General features: G+C 53.0%; 16 protein-coding genes and 2 tRNA genes. 11 read left to right on the top strand and 7 right to left on the bottom strand.

Going from position 1 to position 18,122, the window contains the following annotated elements:
• Positions 1-11: 11 nt before the first annotated feature.
• Both G583_RS0100465 and G583_RS0100460 read right to left on the bottom strand, forming a co-directional pair.
• Positions 12-1,769 (bottom strand): AMP-binding protein, encoded by a 1,758-nt coding sequence (locus tag G583_RS0100465; protein ID WP_022869224.1) that lies wholly within the window; start codon positions 1,767-1,769, stop codon positions 12-14.
• A 101-nt stretch (positions 1,770-1,870) separates the two neighbouring features.
• A complete protein-coding gene (locus G583_RS0100460; RefSeq protein WP_022869223.1) occupies positions 1,871-2,893 on the bottom strand; it encodes an LLM class flavin-dependent oxidoreductase in 1,023 nt (340 codons plus the stop codon).
• A gap of 244 nt (positions 2,894-3,137) precedes the next feature.
• Here G583_RS0100460 and dusB point away from each other — a divergent pair, with 244 nt between their 5' ends.
• Positions 3,138-4,286, top strand: a complete 1,149-nt coding sequence (dusB, locus tag G583_RS0100455; RefSeq protein ID WP_022869222.1) for a tRNA dihydrouridine synthase DusB — start codon at positions 3,138-3,140, stop codon at positions 4,284-4,286.
• A 72-nt stretch (positions 4,287-4,358) separates the two neighbouring features.
• Entirely contained in the window at positions 4,359-5,693 is a 1,335-nt protein-coding gene (locus G583_RS13305) for a deoxyguanosinetriphosphate triphosphohydrolase (protein ID WP_051129615.1), read from the top strand.
• On the opposite strand, the gene G583_RS0100445 is transcribed toward G583_RS13305, so the two are convergent.
• From G583_RS0100445 to G583_RS16080, 3 genes are all read right to left on the bottom strand, one after another.
• Positions 5,690-6,481 carry an NAD-dependent deacylase gene (locus G583_RS0100445; protein WP_022869220.1) on the bottom strand — a complete coding sequence of 264 codons (792 nt, stop codon included), beginning with the start codon at positions 6,479-6,481 and terminating at the stop codon, positions 5,690-5,692. The genes G583_RS13305 and G583_RS0100445 overlap by 4 nt on opposite strands.
• Entirely contained in the window at positions 6,478-7,278 is an 801-nt protein-coding gene (locus G583_RS0100440; RefSeq protein WP_022869219.1) for an SIR2 family NAD-dependent protein deacylase, read from the bottom strand. The genes G583_RS0100445 and G583_RS0100440 overlap by 4 nt, the downstream gene beginning before the upstream one ends.
• Positions 7,279-7,445: 167 nt before the next feature.
• Positions 7,446-8,066, bottom strand: coding sequence for a PepSY domain-containing protein (locus G583_RS16080; RefSeq protein WP_022869218.1), 621 nt, complete (start codon positions 8,064-8,066; stop codon positions 7,446-7,448).
• Positions 8,067-8,294: 228 nt separating this feature from the next.
• Between G583_RS16080 and dnaG the strand changes: the two genes are divergently transcribed.
• The gene (dnaG, locus tag G583_RS0100430) at positions 8,295-10,160 is read left to right on the top strand and encodes a DNA primase (protein WP_022869217.1); all 1,866 of its coding nucleotides are present in this window, start codon (positions 8,295-8,297) and stop codon (positions 10,158-10,160) included.
• 120 nt (positions 10,161-10,280) lie between these two features.
• Here the strand turns inward: dnaG and G583_RS0100425 are convergent, their stop codons facing one another.
• On the bottom strand, positions 10,281-10,682 hold the full coding sequence (locus G583_RS0100425; protein ID WP_022869216.1) for a hypothetical protein: 402 nt from the start codon (positions 10,680-10,682) through the stop codon (positions 10,281-10,283).
• A gap of 205 nt (positions 10,683-10,887) precedes the next feature.
• On the opposite strand from G583_RS0100425, the gene G583_RS0100420 reads away from it, so the two are divergent.
• The 7 genes from G583_RS0100420 to G583_RS0100385 all read left to right on the top strand — a co-directional run bounded on the left by G583_RS0100420 (position 10,888) and on the right by G583_RS0100385 (position 16,123).
• Positions 10,888-10,959: transfer RNA gene (locus G583_RS0100420), tRNA-Asn, on the top strand.
• A 382-nt stretch (positions 10,960-11,341) separates the two neighbouring features.
• Positions 11,342-11,638, top strand: a complete 297-nt coding sequence (locus G583_RS0100410) for a DUF503 domain-containing protein (RefSeq protein ID WP_022869214.1) — start codon at positions 11,342-11,344, stop codon at positions 11,636-11,638.
• Between the two features lie 178 nt (positions 11,639-11,816).
• Positions 11,817-12,704, top strand: a complete 888-nt coding sequence (locus G583_RS0100405; protein ID WP_022869213.1) for a phage holin family protein — start codon at positions 11,817-11,819, stop codon at positions 12,702-12,704.
• 38 nt (positions 12,705-12,742) lie between these two features.
• Positions 12,743-13,402 carry a CDP-alcohol phosphatidyltransferase family protein gene (locus G583_RS0100400; RefSeq protein ID WP_022869212.1) on the top strand — a complete coding sequence of 220 codons (660 nt, stop codon included), beginning with the start codon at positions 12,743-12,745 and terminating at the stop codon, positions 13,400-13,402.
• A gap of 122 nt (positions 13,403-13,524) precedes the next feature.
• Complete coding sequence (locus G583_RS0100395) at positions 13,525-14,742, top strand: glycosyltransferase (RefSeq protein WP_022869211.1); 1,218 nt, start codon at positions 13,525-13,527, stop codon at positions 14,740-14,742.
• Between the two features lie 67 nt (positions 14,743-14,809).
• A tRNA-Ile gene (locus tag G583_RS0100390) sits at positions 14,810-14,883 on the top strand.
• Positions 14,884-15,004: 121 nt separating this feature from the next.
• Positions 15,005-16,123: a glycosyltransferase gene (locus G583_RS0100385; RefSeq protein ID WP_029629114.1), complete on the top strand. Its 1,119-nt coding sequence runs from the start codon at positions 15,005-15,007 to the stop codon at positions 16,121-16,123.
• Here G583_RS0100385 and G583_RS0100380 read toward each other — a convergent pair.
• Positions 16,120-16,509: a M23 family metallopeptidase gene (locus tag G583_RS0100380; RefSeq protein ID WP_245540584.1), complete on the bottom strand. Its 390-nt coding sequence runs from the start codon at positions 16,507-16,509 to the stop codon at positions 16,120-16,122. The genes G583_RS0100385 and G583_RS0100380 overlap by 4 nt on opposite strands.
• Positions 16,510-17,208: 699 nt before the next feature.
• Here G583_RS0100380 and rpsB point away from each other — a divergent pair.
• A complete protein-coding gene (gene rpsB, locus G583_RS0100375; RefSeq protein ID WP_022869208.1) occupies positions 17,209-18,090 on the top strand; it encodes a 30S ribosomal protein S2 in 882 nt (293 codons plus the stop codon).
• Positions 18,091-18,122 lie beyond the last annotated feature (32 nt).

The raw sequence follows: 18,122 nt of genomic DNA, 5'->3' as shown, positions 1-18,122 counted from the left end.
AGAAGGTCCATTTAGCGGAACTGAGCGTCGGAATACTCGTGGCCGTAGCCGTCCGTTGTCGTTCGCTTGGCTAAGACACTTGCCGTGTGCTGGCCTTGGTCACCGTGCACCTGAACTTCGTCATAGCGAAGCGCGACGCGACGTGTTTTCCCAGAAACCGTCTTGGGCAAACCCTCCACAAATTCCAAGCGACGGATGCGTGCATACGGCTGCAGGGCACTTCGAGCGTGGACAAAAATAGCTTCAGCTGTTTCTGCGGTCGGGGAGTAGCCCGGTGCTAACACGATATAGGCTTTTGGTACGGCAGTGCGAAGCGGATCCGGACTCGGAACAATCGCGACTTCAGATATCGAAGGGTAACCCATCAGACCGTTTTCCAGCTCAAACGGTGACAGCTTATAATCCGAGGCTTTGAACAAGTCATCGGCGCGACCCACGTAGGTATAGACACCGTCGTCATCACGGGACATGAGGTCCCCAGTCAAATATAGATCCGAACCAAAGGCCTCAACATTGCGTTCTTCATCCAAATAATAACCCGGTGTCAGACCAACAGGCTTTGATTCTAGGCGCAGTGCAACTTGGCCGGTACCGGCTCCAGCAATAACTTCTTGAGTCAACTCGTCGACGAGTTCGACGTCGAAGCCCGGAAGTGGCTTTCCAAGGGCTCCAGCAGGTACATCAAGCCCTGGTGTTGTCGCGATCTGGAGAGTGGTTTCGGTCTGTCCATAACCATCACGGATCGTGACGCCCCAGGCCTCACGCACACTCTCTAGCGTCGAAAGATTGAGGGGTTCGCCCGCCGACAGAGCATTGGTTGGTGGGTTTTGGACTTGTGCCATATCCGAGTGAATTAACATGCGCCACACAGTGGGAGGTGCGCACAGGCTCGTGACAGAAAACTCCTCGATTACAGCGAGCATCGTGGTCGCATCGAACCGAGCGTAATTCACCGATAAGACTGTAGCTTCTCCAATCCAAGGCGCAAAGAACGATGACCATGCATGCTTGCCCCAGCCTGGAGAGGAGATATTCAAATGGACATCTTCTGCATCAACCCCTAACCAATACAGGGTTGAGAAATGCCCGACCGAATAGGTCTCCTGGGTATGCAGGACCATCTTGGGTTCACTGGTTGTTCCAGATGTAAAGTACACGAGCATCTCAGCATCCGCGGGCGTTGGCCCATCCACAGTAAACTCATGGGTGGAAGCGTAAGCATCGGTATAGGCATAGGTGCCGTCGACAGCTTCAGCGCCCGTGACGAACAATCCCAGGGACGCCGGATCGATACCAAAGTCAGCGAGTTCACTAAACTTGTTAATGTTTTGCTGATTGGTCAGAGCCCACTGCACACCGGCTCGTTCAACACGTGAAGCAAGCGCCTTGGAATCCAACATGACCGTAGTCGGCAAAATAACCGCACCAATCTTGATAGCGGCCAGCATTGCCTCCCACAGCTCTACTTCGTTGTCTAACATCATCATGAACTTGTCGCCGCGTCCTACACCAAGCGATTGGAACCAACCGGCTACCTGTGTTGAACGGGCTGACAGTTCAGCAAAGGTCAGAGTCTGGGTGCCGACATCCCCGGTAACGATCAGTGCTGGCTGGTCAGCTCGTTCCGGGTCTTTGGCAACCGCATCAAACCAGTCCAACCCGAAATTGAAGTGCTCAAATTCTGGCCACGTGAACTTTTCAGCAACCTCGGACGGATCCAACGCCATGAGGCGATCACGGGCTGCACGATACTGTTCGGTCACATTCATTGAGCATCCTTCAAAACAACAGGTCAGATCCGAAGATCATTCTAATCAACGAGGACGCACATGGCGTGGTGTGCGTCGCCAGGTAACACTCAGCGGAAAATTTACTTCCAGCCCAGCAACTTGAAGACCTCGTACCAACCGGCAAAAATCTCACGGTTGCGCTCTGGCCCCAGCTGGGCGGGGTTGGCGAACAGTACATAATCGGCATCGACTACGGCTTGGTCCTGGGAAAGCATTTCAGCCAGTGCTTCGACATTGCCGACATAGGTTGGACCAGAGCGTGCTGGACCGCCATCTAGTTGGCCAGCCTGGTCACGGGTGCTGCCCGCGTAGCCAAACATCCGCTCGTCTTGGACAGAACGCAGCGCATACATCGAACGGCTAACGGCTGTCATGCCACCGGTCGTCAACCCTGAAGCAGCATAGGCGTCCTGGTAACGCAGAATTTGATCAGCTTGCTGAATGTGGAACGGCCGGCCGTCGTCCTGGAGCAGCAACGTTGAAGAGAGCAGGTTGTAGCCCTGCTGCCCCGCAGTGATTCCTGAATTGGTGGAACCTGAGCCCCACCAAAGACGATCAACCAGACCGGGGGATTGGGGCTGTGTCACAAGTTCAGTGGCGCCGCCAGGAGACCATGGCGAATTGGGGTCACCGGTGGCTACGGGATGGCCGGATACCGCGTCACGAATGCGTTGGCCGCGTTCTTTAGCCACATCGCTCCAGGTCTGACCTGGATCTAGGCTGTAACCGAATTGTTGCTGACCATCGATTGCCGCCTCAGGTGAGCCACGTGAAATACCAAGTTGTAGGCGACCACCTGAAATGAGATCGGTGGTAGCAGCTTGCTCGGCAAAGTACAGAGGATTTTCGTAACGGAGATCAATCACACCGGTTCCCAGTTCAATACGCTGGGTCTGTGCAGCCATTGCAGACAACGTGGGGAACGGTGCGGACATCATCCACTGGAAATGATGCACCCGAATCCAGGCCCCATCAAGCCCTTCCTCTTCGGCTGCCACGGTCATAGCCAGTTGATCATCGAACGCTGTCTTTGGGTCGACGGTTCCCGTTGCGCGGTCGTAACCAAAATTCCCAAAATTCAAAAATCCAAGTTTTTTCTGCATACTCGCCTCAACGATGCATCACGGAAATGTATTTCGAATGAGGTGATCGTTACTTTTGTCCAAAAATTTCTCGACAGGCTCAGACCTCGACTGGGTGTTTGCCCCTGGAATCTGGGATACTTGATGTGTTATGACTACCGTTTCTTCAAAGACAGCCACCACAGGCCCGGGCCCCGCCTTCTCTACTCGCGACCGTGGAACCGGGGACCAAGGGTCCCACCACCCGGCACCCTCGGTGACGTCAATGCGTCTGGCGCCCCTGCAGATCGGCAACCTGACCATTGATACGCCTGTCGTTTTAGCACCCATGGCAGGTATTACGAATACGGCTTTTCGCCGTCTCTGCCGTGAATATGGTGGAGGCCTCTATGTCTCGGAGATGGTGACCGCCCGCGCTCTTGTGGAACGTCATCCAGAGTCAATGCGCATCATCGAACACGATGCAGACGAAGTCCCGCGCTCAGTGCAGTTGTATTCAGTAGATCCGGTGTACACACGCAAAGCAGTCAGGATGTTGGTTGACGAAGACCGCGCCGATCATATTGACCTGAACTTCGGATGTCCCGTCCCGAAAGTTACCCGCAATGGTGGCGGCTCCGCACTCCCGTGGAAGATCGATCTCTTCACCGCGATCGTAGCCGGCGCAGTCAAAGAGGCTGAACGCGCTAATATCCCGGTCACCATCAAAATGCGCCGCGGTATTGATGAAGAGCACCTCACCTACATCGAGGCAGCTCGCCGTGCTGTAGACGTCGGAGTCTCTGCCGTTGCATTACACGGTCGAACCATGCGTCAGCACTATTCTGGAGAGGCGAACTGGGATTCCATCGCACGTCTCAAAGAGGCTGTTACAGAAGTTCCGGTACTTGGTAACGGCGACATCTGGTCTGCTGAAGACGCCATGGCCATGATCGAATATACCGGGGCAGACGGTGTTGTAATCGGCCGAGGTTGTCAGGGTCGTCCGTGGCTATTCGGTGACGTCCAAAACGCTTTCACAGGGTCTGAAGCACGTTTTCATCCCGACCTGGGTACCGTAGCCGATGTGTTGTACCGGCATGCAGAACTGCTGGTAGAAACTTTCGGCGGCAATGAAGACAAAGCCTTGCGCGACATCCGCAAGCACATTTCCTGGTACTTCAAGGGCTACCCGGTAGGCGGGGACATGCGTCGAGTCATGACCGCAGTCGAAACACTCGACCAGATGCGAGACTTGCTCGACACCGTCGACCGTACCGTGCCCTATCCTGGTGCTGATGCCGAAGGACCGCGAGGTAGAGCTGGAGCACCAAAGAAACCACACTTGCCCGAAGGCTGGCTGGACTCTCAAGACATCACAGACGCACACCGGACACAGATTCACGAAGCAGAACTGGACATCTCAGGGGGCTAAACGGTGAGCAACACCGGTCAAGGACTCAACGGGCAGCAAGCAAAAGCCCCCAAAAATTCGCAACAGCCGAGTCTGTTCTGGCCGCAATACCGGCCACCTTACGCGGGGGAAGCAACGCAAACCCCCGGTTATGCTCCCTGGGATATGGCACGCTGGGTCCCTGAACCCAAGAAATCCACGTACCGTTCGGATTTTGAACGCGATCGCGCTCGCATTCTGCACTCTGCAGCGCTTCGACGTCTCGCGGCAAAGACACAAGTGGTGTCTCCCGGAGACGACGATTTCATTCGCAACCGGCTCACGCACTCGTTAGAAGTAGCTCAAGTGGGGCGCGAATTTGGACGCTCACTAGGCTGCGATCCAGACGTCGTTGACGCAGCTTGTCTCTCACACGACTTGGGGCACCCACCGTTTGGCCACAACGGGGAAAAGGCGCTCGACGAGGCTGCGGCTGAAATCGGTGGCTTTGAAGGAAATGCACAAACTCTACGCTTATTGTCCCGCCTGGAACCGAAGAAAATGACGGACCACGGCACCCCCGCAGGACTGAATCTCACGCGTGCCACCCTGGATGCAGCCACCAAATACCCGTGGTTGAAAAACGACGCCCCGTTAAAATCAGACGGCAAACCCACTCGAAAGTTTGGGGTGTACGATGACGACGCAGCAGTGTTCAACTGGTTCCGGGAGGGCATAGACAGTCAGCGGTTGTCCATGGAAGCCCAAGTGATGGACTTAGCCGACGACGTTTCCTATTGCGTTCACGACGTAGAAGATGGCATTGTGTCAGGCATGTTCCAGTTAGGCTGGCTCACCAATCCTGAACAACGCGCGGCTGCTGTTGAAACGACTTGCCAGTGGTACCTACCCACTACAGAGCCCGAGGTTATTGAGGCCGCGTTGACGAGACTTGAAGCGACTTCCACGTGGGTGATGAGCGCCGATGGGGCGCGTAACGCACATGCTGCGCTGAAGGACATGACCTCGCAACTGATCGGCCGGTTTTCTACCGCCGCTTTCGAAGCAACCCGCGATGCCTATGGTAACGATGCACTCACCCGTCATACCGCCGATGTGATCGTCCCAGAAGAAACCGAAATTGAAATTGCCACGATGAAAGGCATCGCCGCGCATTACGTCATGTCCTCGGCACGCCGTCAGCCGTTATATGAAGCGCAACGAGAGATTCTGTTGGAACTTGTTGATTTCCTTCTGAGCACTGATGCACAGTTTTTGGAACCGATGTACGCACAAGATTGGCGCGCAGCGCCCAATGACGTCGTCCGAAAGCGCGTAGTTATCGATCAGGTGGCCTCACTGACCGATACTTCGGCCCTAGTCTGGCACGGGAACCTCGTGCGGGGGATCGCCCAGCCAACGAGCTTGCCGCACGGGATCCAGCTTTAGGCCAAGAGCCGGTTCAAGACTCGTGGCAAGGTTGCTGCAGCAGTTGATTGCAGGTAAACATCCGCGGTATTTGACAGACCCGTGGGGACCGGATTGATCTCAATAACTTTTGCGTCAGCTTCTTGACCGATGATCGGGAGTGAAGCAGCCGGTTGAACCAAACCTGAAGTACCAACGACAACAACAAGGTCGGCATGCTGCACTGCATGCACAGCAGAGCTAAAAACATCCTCCGGTAACCTCTCACCGAACCAGACGACACCGGGTCGTAGAACACCTGTTGCACAGTGCGAACAAGTTACAGGATCAAGCAGGTTATCGTCATCGAATTCTTGTCCTGGCCGAATCGCCGCTGACCTCGAGTCGTAAGCGACAGGTGTGTTGCAGTCGAGGCACCGATAATTTTGTAGTGCACCGTGGAGATGTAACACCCCGTCAGCTCCGCCACGTTCATGAAGATCATCGACATTCTGCGTTGCCACGGTCAAGAAGCCGCCGGTTGCAGCCAGGTGTTTTTGCCACGAACCGATCGCCTCATGACCTGCATTTGGCTCGGCAGCATCGATAAGTATGCTACGCCATACGTACCAACTCCACACAAGAGATGTGTTGGCACGGAAAGCCTCTTCTGTCGCGAGTTGCTCGGGCTCAAAGCGTTCCCAGAGACCTGTTTGGGCGTCGCGGAAGGTCGGAACCGAAGATTCAGCGGACATACCAGCGCCGGTTAACACCACTACCGATCGAGCCTCTGCGACCCAATTGGCGGCTCCCTCAATTTCGCTCATCATCGGTAGAGCTCCGGTAAGACATTTCCCGCGGTGTCAGCGATATAAACGTCAGCGTCCTCGGACAGGGGAGTGACATTCGGGTTTATTTCAATGATCTTAGCCCCTGCTGCCGATGCCGCAATTGGTAGGGACGCAGCCGGTTGCACGATATTAGAGGTGCCGACAACCAGTGCAACATCAGCGGAGCGGACAGCATCCAAAGCATCATTCATAGCTTGCTGTGGCAACATTTCCCCAAACAACACAATGTTTGGTCGGATGAATCCGTGCTGGCATTGGGTGCACGGAGGCGGATCTTCAAGTACTAATTGATCGAGCTCCGGTCTGGCTGCTAACTGTTCTGGGGTGGCAGTTTGCAGCTCGTAATCAGATGGAGCATCGCATTCGAAACACCGGAAACTAAAAGTTGAACCGTGCAAATGTGCCAGGACGTCGGCATTTCCGCGTTCATGGAGGTCATCGATATTCTGAGTGATGATGTCCAACGCGCCATTCTTCTCGCGTAGCTCGCGCTGCCAAGTGCCGAGAACATTATGACCTTCGTGGGGTTCTACAGAACGTATCACCCGTGCTTGGTGCAAAATCCAAGACCACACCAAATCGGGTTGATCCGACATTGCTTCAGCCGTGGCCAGTTGTTCAGGCGAATACTTTTCCCACAGACCGGTTTGAGCATCACGATATGTGGCGATGCCCGATTCGGCTGACATCCCTGCACCGGTGAGCACCGCGATCCGCTGAGCACCCTCCAAGTGGACGCGAGCATCACGAATTGCTGTACGTAAATCTTTGCGCATGGCACCACTGTAGGACAGTCGAATGGTGGCAGCGAATCCCGGGAGCGGGAAGATTCAATCGCTAAAACACAACGGCGTCTCGCAACGAGCCTGCAATCCTACGGGGACCGCAGTAGCGAGACGCCGTCATGGTGACGTGTCGTCAGAGTAGATTTAGAACCTCAGAGCTAGGTGGCAGGAACTTCGAGTTCGATGTCACCGCCGTTGGCGTCTTCAAAGTCCACTTCCCAGTGAATCGAACCGTCATCTTCGTCTAGTTGAATCTGGTCGAATCGCGCATCAGTGTGCTGACTGAATGCCTCATCCAACGCCTCGGATACAGTAACCGTTGCCTGATCTGCTTCACGGATGTCGTCATCATCAGTATCTGTTTCATCGACGGTGATCGTGCCATCTGCCGAGACATCCAACTGATGAACTTCATTGTCCGCGACGACATCTACCTCATAAGTCGATCCGTCATCTTCGCGGTCAATGTCGATGATGAATCCATTGCTATATTCAGATTCGACCGCATCAATGATCGAGTACACCTCGTCATCTCCGGTCGCTTCGGCGGTTTCTGACGCACCGTCGGAATTATCTTCCTGGTCAGCAGCATCGCTTTCAGTTGCCGGTGTTTCTTCTTCGGCAGGCGCGTTAGTGTCTTGCTGTTCAGTCTGTTGATCTGCCGGTTGTTCGTCCTGAGCTGGTTCTTCAGCAGTGCAAGCGGTAAATAACGCAAGCGCAGCCACGCCAGCAAGCCCAGCATAAAGTTTGTGTTGACCTGTTTCAGATTTCTTAAACATGGAACGTATCCTTCGGATGATTTCGTTAATTGTTAGTTTTGCGAAGTTGGTCCTCGACGGTCCAATTCATGTCCAGTCTAACGAAAATTCAACACCGTGTCTCTAGCGGTGAAACGCAGCCTGCAGCGAATTGGATCACTGATTGGTCGATACTGCCATGAGAGTGTTATCCACAATACGAAGGGGTATGGCTGCGCGAAAATCTTGATTCGGCTTACACTGAGAGATATGGCAGGACGCATCACTCGGGCATCAATCGACAAGGTACTAGAAGTCGCAGATCTAAAGTCTGTGGTTGAAGAGCACGTCTCACTTCGTACGGCAGGCATCGGATCCTTCAAAGGACTGTGCCCCTTTCACGACGAACGTACACCTTCCTTCCACGTGACACCTGCTAAAGGCTTCTATCATTGCTTTGGCTGTCAAGAATCCGGCGATGCCATCAAATTTCTGATGGAAATCGAACACACGTCTTTTACAGAGACAGTAGAGCTCCTGGCTGCACGGGCCAATGTCAGCCTGGAATATGAAGAGGGGGACGTTCCTGACCGTCCAACCGTTGCGACCAGGCAACGCATGCTTCAAGCGCATCAAATCGCTGACGAATTTTACCAAGAGGCCATCAATTCTCCCGCAGGGGCAGAAGGAAGAAACTTCCTCACGAATAAAGGGTTTACGAAGGAAGACGCACAGCGTTTTGGCGTGGGCTATGCACCTGGTGGGTGGAATAACCTCTTGTCCCATTTACAAGAACGTGGGTTTTCGGTTGAAGAGCTGACCGAAACTGGTCTCTTCTCTGAAGGTCGACGCGGTCTCTACGACCGGTTTCGTAATCGGCTCATGTGGCCTATCAAAGACATGACAGGAAACACAATAGGTTTTGGCGCTCGACAGCTTGATGACGATGACAATGGTCCCAAATATCTCAATACGCCAGAGACGAGTCTCTACAAGAAATCACAAGTCTTGTATGGCCTGAATATGGCAAAGAGCGAGGTTGCCCGGAAACGACAGCTCGTCGTTGTCGAAGGATACACCGATGTTATGGCGGCACATCTTGCAGGGATCACGACAGCAGTTGCCACCTGTGGCACGGCTTTCGGCGAAGGACACGTGAGAATCGCTCGCAGGCTTATTACCGATGATGGTTCTGGTGGTGAAATCGTTTTCACATTTGACGGCGATGAAGCAGGTCAAAAGGCAGCTATGCGTGCGTTCGAGTTCGATAATCAGATCGTTGCAAAAACATTTGTCGCGGTTGCTCCACAGGGGCAAGATCCGAATGATCTTCGCCAACACTATGGCGATGAAGCAGTGCAACAGCTCATAGAATCACGTGAGCCGCTATTCGAATTCGCTATTAAAACTCGGTTGAAGGACTATAACCTGGACTCTGTGGAAGGCCGTACAGGTGCACTCCACTACGCGGCTCCGATCGTGAACGAGATTCGTGATCCGGTGATGCGTGATGGCTATGTGCGGGAACTGGCGGGCTGGCTTGGCATGGATGTGGATGCTGTCCACTCAGCGGTGCAACGTGCACCCAAAGCGTCGGCGATAAAAGCCTCTCGGGAAGATCACCAAACATCACAATCTGGTGAAACTGCTCCCGAGCAGAATTTTCGGCCGGACCTGCGTGACCCTGTAGCTCGCATGGAAAAGGAAGCGTTGGAGGTTATTCTGCAGCGACCTGAGTCGCTATCGCAGGAACAATGGAAAGCACTTTTTACCTCACAGTTTAAAGTTCCCGTGTACAGAGCGATACAAGCTGCCATTCTGGCAGCCGCACGGAATGCACAGGACACTTCTAACTGGGTTCAGCATGTAACAGTAGAAGTACCGCAGCCCTTGTATTCGTTCGTAACAGAGTTAGCGGTAGCACCTCTGCCTGCTTCGACTGAGGAAGACGTTATGCGTTACAGCAGAGACATTATGAATCGCCTGTTGGAAATGCAGATTACCGAGCAGAAAGCAGACCTTATAGGTAAATTGCAGCGCTGGGACTCCGAAAAGGACCCGGAAGGTTTTCAGGCGATACAGCAACGTCTTGTCGAATTGGAAAACCAACGGCGTTTCCTGCGTCCGATTGACTAAATTCATAGTCAAGAGGGCAGGAAACGCCGCGGTTATACATCCAGAACGTATCCGGGATGGACCTCAAGGGTGTGAAGTTTGAGTCGCTAACTTTAGCGTCCGAAAAAGTTCGTGACGGAGTTAGAGCGCCCAGGAAACAGCGTTGCCGGCGAGGCCGGCGAGCGAAGTGGCATTGTCTTCGCCTGCGCCTTCGATTTCAGCGCCTTCTTCGGTTTCGCCGCCCATTGGATCCTCTGCTGGTGCGTCACCTTCTGGAGGTGTCTCGCCTTCGGCAGGGGATTCACCCATTGGATCTTCTTCAGCTGGGTCTTCTGCTGGTGCGTCACCTTCTGCTGGCGCTTCAGCAGGATCTTCGCCCATTGGATCTTCCTGGGCTGGATCCTCCTGTTCAACTCCTGGGTCAGCAGGTTCTTCTTCGGGTGCTGGTTCTTCTCCACCGCATGCGGTGAAGAGGGCCAGCGCAGCGACTCCTGCGAAACCTGCGTACAGCTTGGAACGGTTAGAATCGGTTTTCTTAAACACTGGGTTTAGCTCCTTCGTTCTTTCGGTTCGTTCGTTGTATTAGGTTTTCAACGATGGTCCTCGAAAGGTCCAACTGACATTTAAGTCTAGTTGTTTATCGACTAATTAGACATGAGGGGTTGGTTCAGTGAGACCGGTTTTTTGAAAGCAAATCACTGATTAGACATCTCCGAGAAGCGTCTGATATAGTATTCATTTGTTGCCTTCCCCCATAGCTCAACGGCAGAGCACTCGACTGTTAATCGAGGGGTTACTGGTTCGAATCCAGTTGGGGGAGCGAAAAGCCCCGTCCGTTTGGACGGGGCATTTTTATTGCCAGCGCTATCCTCGGTGAACACAGTGATCGTTGTGAGGACAGGCGAAGGGAAGTGCGGTATCTCGCTTCGAGTCATCGGGTGTCAAATCTCAAATGATGCTCATTTCACTGGTCTTCACCATTGATGACCAGGGTCGTGAAAGCTTCTTCAGAACGTTCAATGATGCGGGCGAACAAGCTCCCATGAACCGATAAACGTAGTCAGCTGGTGGTCACGAACCTCTGATGGAACTCTCAGTAACTATGGTGTGTCGCGGTGTCGGGTTTTTGAACAATATGTGCCGAGTGAAGCTTCTGCGCATAGGTGTTGCTGAATATTTGGTTCTCGTGAAGGCTGTTAGATATGTGGATAGGTTGGAACGAATTCGACATCCTGCTCGGGGATGTACATTCTTTGAAGGACAAGCGTTCAGTGGTGCGTCCAATCATCGCCGAGATTCGGAAACAATTTCAGATATCGGTTGCTGAAGTTGAAGACGTTTCCTTGCACCGACGTGTACGCCTGGGTGTTTCGACAGTGAGCGGGGATCGCTTTTATCTGCAAGAAACGCTCAATAGGGTAGAAGGTCTCGTAGCCAACAGACCTGAAATCGAGCTTTTGGCCTCAAAGCTGCGGATAGTACAGTCCACAGACTTCTAAGCGGCATGTACTTTTTCAGCCGAAGAACGCGAACTCGAACTTCAAAGGTTGCTCTGACAAACTGGAAGTATCAGGCTAATAAACTAGAACAGATGTAAAGAGGGTTATCGTCCGGTTTATACTTGTCGGAGATAGCATCATAGATCCGCCCGCATTACACGTACGAAGGTAGTGACTAATGACCATCAACGGCTCACCACAGGTGACGACGAAAACTCGGATGAGTTCGCTGCTTGACTTGTTATCAACGATTTTTCGTTTGGTTCCCAAGCAGTTGAGCGACAATCTCTCGCTGCTCAGCAGCCAGTTAAAAGCCAAAGGAATTCGTGCAGGTGCAGGCGTTGGTATTGCGCTCATAGGACTCGCGTTTGGCGCCATAACATTCATCGCGCTTGTTGCAGCACTGATAGGTGCTTTCATGGCAGAAGGGCCACTATGGCAAACATCGCTCTGGGTAGCGTTGGGAGCGTTCGTCGTCATGCTTATTCTGCTTGTCGTTGGTGCACTGGTAGTTCGTTCCGGCTTCCCACTGTTGCAACCTGAAATCGTACGTGGCATCAAACATGACGTTGGATACGTGCTCAAGGGCAATGCTTTCGACCCCGTTGAATTCGACCGCCTCGAAGAAGAGCGTCGTCAGCAGAAAATTGTTGAAGCTCAACGACGCAAAGAACAAGCCAAGCGAGCTAAAAAAGAGCAGAAACGCGCCATACGCCGTGGCGAGGCAGCCGGGTCATTGCCTAAGACTCAGCCAACGGAAGCCCAAATTCGTCATCGGATGGAACTGCGTCGCCGACACCTTGGTGACATTCGCTCCGGGGTAGACGAAAAAACTGATTACCGCGGACAGTTCAACACCTTCACCCGTCACGCTACCGGGAACGTTTCTCGGAACAATGTTGAGCACGCTACGTCGCCATTGGCACCGCACCACTCGGCAGCCCGTGCAGGTGAGCGAGTCAATGAAGGTGTTGAATACGTGAAAGGTCGTTGGCAGCCGCTTACCGTTCTAGGTGCATCGGTGACAACTGCTGCGGTCTTGATTCGGCGTCTTCGACGCCGTTAATGCCGTGAGGCAAAGTACATTCCATTTTTGAGGTTGATATGAATCGGCCAGTAGATCAAGAGCCGGGTCACGAGCCTGAATTTACTGCGACCGACAACTGGTTGACTATCCCGAACCTGGTGACCATAGTCCGTTTTCTCTTGGTCCCGGTGTTCGTGTGGCAGATGATTCATGATGAATACTGGGCTGCGCTCATCACATTGGTGGTGTTGTTTTCAACCGACTGGATAGACGGGTTTCTTGCTAGACGACTTGACCAAGTTTCATCGGTTGGAAAATGGCTGGATCCACTAGCGGATCGACTGTCACTCTGGGTCGTGATCATTACCGTTGTGCTGTCGGGCCTTGCTCCACTGTGGCTCATATTTGCGCTTGTCATTCCAGATTTGGTCCTGGCCGGGCTAATGCTCAGCGTCTACGCAGGTAATCCTCAGATGGAAGTGACATTTCTTGGAAAAGCCCGGACCGCAGCCCTTATGCTGGGCGTTCCCCTCTTGCTCTTTGCCGAGGCCCCATTTGTTGATGAGACACTGTGGACGTCGATCGCAACCGGCATTCTGGCAATCGGAGCGGGCGGGCATTTGGTTGCAGGCGTTGATTACGCAGTGCAGGGCATTCGTTACGCCATTAAAATGCGGAAGCTCGGTCTCGACCCCAAGGACAAAGGACATAGGGACGAGTTCTTCGAAATGAACTAACTCCTAACGATTGGGTGAAATTTTGAAATTTTGCGGCCAGACATCTACAAAATGTCTTCGACGTGCGGGCACACTGTTTTAGGATGATGTGGAGCAATGAGTTTCATAGGAGTTACGCCGTAGTGTCTCAGGACCAAACAGCCAAGTTTCGCGTGCTGATTGCAGCGGATACTTACCCGCCACATGTGAATGGTGCAGCGAAGTCGTGCTATCGGCTCGCTACGAAACTCACGGATCGAGGGTATGACGTGCATGTAGTCTCACCTCACTACGCGACAGGCCCAGACACCGTTGAATATCGTGAAGAGGCAACGGTGCACCGTCTGAAGTCTTATGGTGCACCAACCCACGAGTTCTATCGTCTGGTCATGCCACGACATGCCAATCGGGTAATCGATAGCCTCATCTCTGACCTTTCGCCAGAAGTTGTACATGCGCAGTGCCACTACATGATTGGAGACGCTGCAATAAGTTCGGCGGATCGCCGTAGAGTACGACTGATTTGTACGAATCACTTCATGCCAGAAAACTTGGATCCATTTATCCCAGGGCCCCAGTTCTTTAAAAATATCGTTTCAAAGCGGTCTTGGTATGACATGGGGCGGCTGATGCACAAAGCAAATGTCATTACGACTCCAACTCGACTCTCTGCGGACAACATGAATGACAAGGCGGGCCTGGATTATGTTGTCCCGGTATCGAACGGTATCGATGTAGCCAAGTACGAACTGCGCGAGCAGGAATCGATTATTCCACACCGACACCCGACAGCATTGTTTGTTGGGCGACTCGCTGTAGAGAAAAACGTCGACATCTTACTCAAAGCCTTGACTATGACCGACCCTGAGCTCAATGTTCATGCTGAAATCATTGGTGATGGGGAACAGCGCGATACCTTGCATCGCTTAGTTGAGGAACTTGGGATCGCGGACCGGGTTATTTTCCGAGGCTTGGTGACTGATGAAGAACTGCGAGAAGCCTACCTTCGTGCTGACCTTTTTACTCAGCCGTGTACGGCAGAACTCCAGTCTTTGGCTTCTTTAGAGGCCATGAGTGCGTCAACACCAGTAGTGCTTGCGAACGCCTTGGCGCTACCGCACCTGGTGTCAGAGGGCGTCAACGGCTATCTATTCCAACCAAATAATCCGGAAGATATGGCTAGCAAAATGAACCTGGTTCTCGGTGCTAGTCTTGAAGAGCGATTGGCCATGGGCCAAGCGTCACATCACTTGGCGTCCCAGCATGGTCATGAAAGAATTATGGATATTATCCATAGGATGTATCACGGTGCTACGTCAGACGAAGTCTCAGTTATGATTTCTGAAGGTAAGCTGCGCTAGACTATGTGATCGTGTCACTTGCCATCAGGACTGCAGATGTTGTCCTGGCCTGCGTAGCGGCACGCGAGGGGTGTTAGCTCAGTCGGTTAGAGCAGAGGACTCATAATCCTTTGGTCGCGGGTTCAAGTCCCGCACACCCTACGACGATGTCGGTGTCATTGAGACCGATAGAACATACTTCGAACATGAGGTGTTCAAACACTGCTGTGCGATGACGTCTGACAGAAACAGCTAGAGCAGAGGAAATCGCCGGGGAGTGACAATGAGATTTTTCATGGATGGCCGGTACATCAGAACCGATTTTCATGACGGAATTTCACGGTTTAGTCATTCCCTGATTCATGCGGTAGCGCAACAGATGACGCCAACGGTTATCATTCACGATCCTGCTCAACGTAATTTTTTGCCTTCAAACGTTGATGTCGTTGAACTCCATGCTCCGACGTCCCCGAAAGAACCCCTGGCGGCGCGGAAAATCAATGTATATGAGCCAGACGTGGTTTTTTCCCCGATGCAAACGATCGGTTCAGTTGGACGAAAGTTTGGGCTGATTTTGACGCTTCATGATCTTATTTATTACCAGCACCGATCTCCGCCACGGAATCTCCCTCCGGCAGTACGAGGGCTCTGGTACGCCTATCATCTCTCTTATACGCCACAGCGTTTACTGCTCAATAGAGCCGATGCTGTAGCCACTGTTTCTAAAACCAGCCAGCGGTTGATCCGGAGGCATCACCTGACCAGCCGACCCGTCCACGTTATTTCCAACGCGCCTCCACTAGTTGAGCGCCCACGCGACCCGGCCGGTAGACGGGAAAAAATCCTGATCTACATGGGCTCCTTCATGGAGTACAAAAACGTGGAATCGTTGATTGCGGCACTCAGGTATCTACCGGAGTATCAGTTGCATTTGTGCTCTCGCATATCTGATGCCAGACAACAGGATTACTTCCACATAGCGGATAGCTATGGGGTTCGAGCAGACCAGTTGTGTTTCCATAATGGCATCGATGACTCGGCCTATCGCACCTTGCTCCGAAAAGCCATGGCTTTAGTTACGCTATCTCGTTCTGAAGGCTACGGTCTGCCGGTCGCTGAGGCCATGGCCGAAGGAACACCGGTCATCCTCTCGAATCTAGAAATTTTCGAGGAGATCGGCGGTAGGTTCAACCCAGGTGCACAATTTGTAAATCTTCAGTCGTCACATGTGAGTGGTGAAGTAGCGGATTCCGTAACTGCATTAGAAAATGATGAAGCGTTCATCCGTGCATCAATCGCTGCTAGGCGCCAAGCGCAGACATTTCAGTGGGAAGACTCCGCTAAGGCCCTAGTCGGAATAGCCGAAGATATTCATCAACGCCGCAGCCGACGAATGTCCTAGAACGTCGGATCTGAGTGGATAGGCCACAAGACTGATGGTTCAGTCCAACCTAAGAGAAAAGCCGGGTCTATATATAGATCCCGTGTGGTCGCTCCAATCTGCCAAGCATTTAGCTTACGGACACCCCAGTGCACGCACTGGGCAGCACAGTGTGGTGACTCATCAGAGAGTTCGCCGACCAACTGGCCCTGGGATACTGTATCTCCAACGGCTAGATCGGAAGACACTGGTTCTAAGGATGAGACCAACCCGTCACTGTGTCGAATGGTAATGACAGGTCGATCTACTACGACCCCTACGAACGTCACCTCGCCGCTGTCAGGGGCGACCACCTCTGTGCTAGACGTAGCTATATCGATACCTCGATGAGCGCTCGACCATGGCATGTCTGGTGGGACAAAGGGTGCCAGTACATCTGTTTCATGAGCTGCTTCAATGGGAGGCAGCCACCTACCGGCGGGCGGTATAAGATCTGGGCGCTCAGTGGAGGCGTGAGCCGCTGGCATCCCAAACAACAGCAATGCCACTATGAGTGTTTTCCAAATGCAAGCCACAATTGTTTTGGAAAAACGAGGACTGGGAGACGAGTCGGTGGGGGAGATGTACTGCATGTATGTATCTTGCATCATCGGGATCGAGAGTGGGCCAGGAACCAGCAAAATGTGGATAACGCCAATGTTGCCTGAAGTCAAACCGTAGAGCGGATCTAGTTTCCGGATCCGGAAATACAGGCACGTGCGCAGGAGGAATTCCCGAATCGGGCTGATATGGGGAACACACGGCAATAGTGTCAGAGCCCTCTAACGCTTCGTGTGCAAAGCATCACACAAGGCGCAAAAGCGTTTGCTCAATAAGGTATGCTGGTTGGAGCAATTGTGCGCCTACTCTGTGGGTGCCTAATTGACTACGCGCGTGAGATGTGCACCCCAGGGTTGCAGTGACACCTTTCGGTCCGGAATGTTCTGGTCAACGGTGATTCCCGAGAAGATCGCTCTCACGCTAGGAAGCTGAGAAAGTCAGCTGTTTATATTGAACCGATAACTAGAGGGTCAATCCGCACGCGGATAGACCTTGAAGGAGCGACCATGTCAGTCGTAACCATGCGTGAAATGCTGGATTCTGGTGTCCACTTCGGCCACCAGACACGTCGTTGGAACCCGAAGATGAAGCGTTTCATCTTTACTGAGCGCAACGGCATTTACATCATTGATCTGCAGCAGTCCCTGTCTTTCATTGACCGTGCATACGAGTTCGTTAAGGAAACTGTTGCTCACGGTGGGAATATCCTGTTCGTAGGTACGAAAAAGCAGGCCCAAGAAGCAATCGCTGAGCAGGCGACCCGCGTCGGCATGCCCTACGTTAACCATCGTTGGTTGGGCGGTATGCTCACCAACTTCGCTACGGTTTCCAAGCGCGTTGAGCGTATGAAAGAGCTTGAAGAAATTGACTTCGACGACGTAGCTGGTTCCGGCCACACCAAGAAGGAACTCTTGCTGCTTCGTCGTGAACTCGACAAACTGCAGTCGAATTTGGGCGGTATCCGCAACATGACTCGCACCCCTTCTGCTGTGTGGGTCATTGACACCAAGAAAGAACACCTGGCGATTGACGAAGCCGTTAAACTCGGTATCCCCGTCGTTGCCATCCTGGACACTAACGCTGACCCAGACGAAGTCACCTACCCAATCCCGGGTAACGATGACGCGATCCGTTCCGTTGCCCTCTTGACCCGTGTTATTGCCGATGCAGTTGCCGACGGTCTGATGGCCCGCAACCAGGGCAAGGGTAAGTCAGGTGCCGCTGAAGAGCCCATGGCTGAGTGGGAACGCGAACTGCTGGAGTCCGGCCAGGCTGAAGAAGCTGCAGATCAGACAGCAGCTCCAGCTGACGAGGAAACTGTAGAAGTTGCAGAAGAAGTCGGAGCTACACCTGAAGGCGAGCAGCCTGTTGCCAAGGAAGACCACTAATCCACACAATCACGTTTCGTTTTTAGACTCGC

The organism is Yaniella halotolerans DSM 15476 (assembly GCF_000420805.1).
GTDB lineage: Bacteria > Actinomycetota > Actinomycetes > Actinomycetales > Micrococcaceae > Yaniella > Yaniella halotolerans.
Note: the sequence above shows the minus strand (reverse complement) of the source record. Positions and strands in the feature narration are given on the sequence as shown.

What these genes read in the sequence shown, in the direction of transcription:
- G583_RS0100465 (WP_022869224.1), bottom strand. Translation starts at nt 1,769, where the DNA reads ATGAATGTGACCGAACAGTATCGTGCAGCCCGTGATCGCCTCATGGCG.
- G583_RS0100460 (WP_022869223.1), bottom strand. Translation starts at nt 2,893, where the DNA reads ATGCAGAAAAAACTTGGATTTTTGAATTTTGGGAATTTTGGTTACGAC.
- dusB (WP_022869222.1), top strand. Translation starts at nt 3,138, where the DNA reads ATGCGTCTGGCGCCCCTGCAGATCGGCAACCTGACCATTGATACGCCT.
- G583_RS0100445 (WP_022869220.1), bottom strand. Translation starts at nt 6,481, where the DNA reads ATGATGAGCGAAATTGAGGGAGCCGCCAATTGGGTCGCAGAGGCTCGA.
- G583_RS0100440 (WP_022869219.1), bottom strand. Translation starts at nt 7,278, where the DNA reads ATGCGCAAAGATTTACGTACAGCAATTCGTGATGCTCGCGTCCACTTG.
- G583_RS16080 (WP_022869218.1), bottom strand. Translation starts at nt 8,066, where the DNA reads ATGTTTAAGAAATCTGAAACAGGTCAACACAAACTTTATGCTGGGCTT.
- dnaG (WP_022869217.1), top strand. Translation starts at nt 8,295, where the DNA reads ATGGCAGGACGCATCACTCGGGCATCAATCGACAAGGTACTAGAAGTC.
- G583_RS0100410 (WP_022869214.1), top strand. Translation starts at nt 11,342, where the DNA reads ATGTGGATAGGTTGGAACGAATTCGACATCCTGCTCGGGGATGTACAT.
- G583_RS0100405 (WP_022869213.1), top strand. Translation starts at nt 11,817, where the DNA reads ATGACCATCAACGGCTCACCACAGGTGACGACGAAAACTCGGATGAGT.
- G583_RS0100400 (WP_022869212.1), top strand. Translation starts at nt 12,743, where the DNA reads ATGAATCGGCCAGTAGATCAAGAGCCGGGTCACGAGCCTGAATTTACT.
- G583_RS0100385 (WP_029629114.1), top strand. Translation starts at nt 15,005, where the DNA reads ATGAGATTTTTCATGGATGGCCGGTACATCAGAACCGATTTTCATGAC.
- G583_RS0100380 (WP_245540584.1), bottom strand. Translation starts at nt 16,509, where the DNA reads ATGCCATGGTCGAGCGCTCATCGAGGTATCGATATAGCTACGTCTAGC.
- rpsB (WP_022869208.1), top strand. Translation starts at nt 17,209, where the DNA reads ATGTCAGTCGTAACCATGCGTGAAATGCTGGATTCTGGTGTCCACTTC.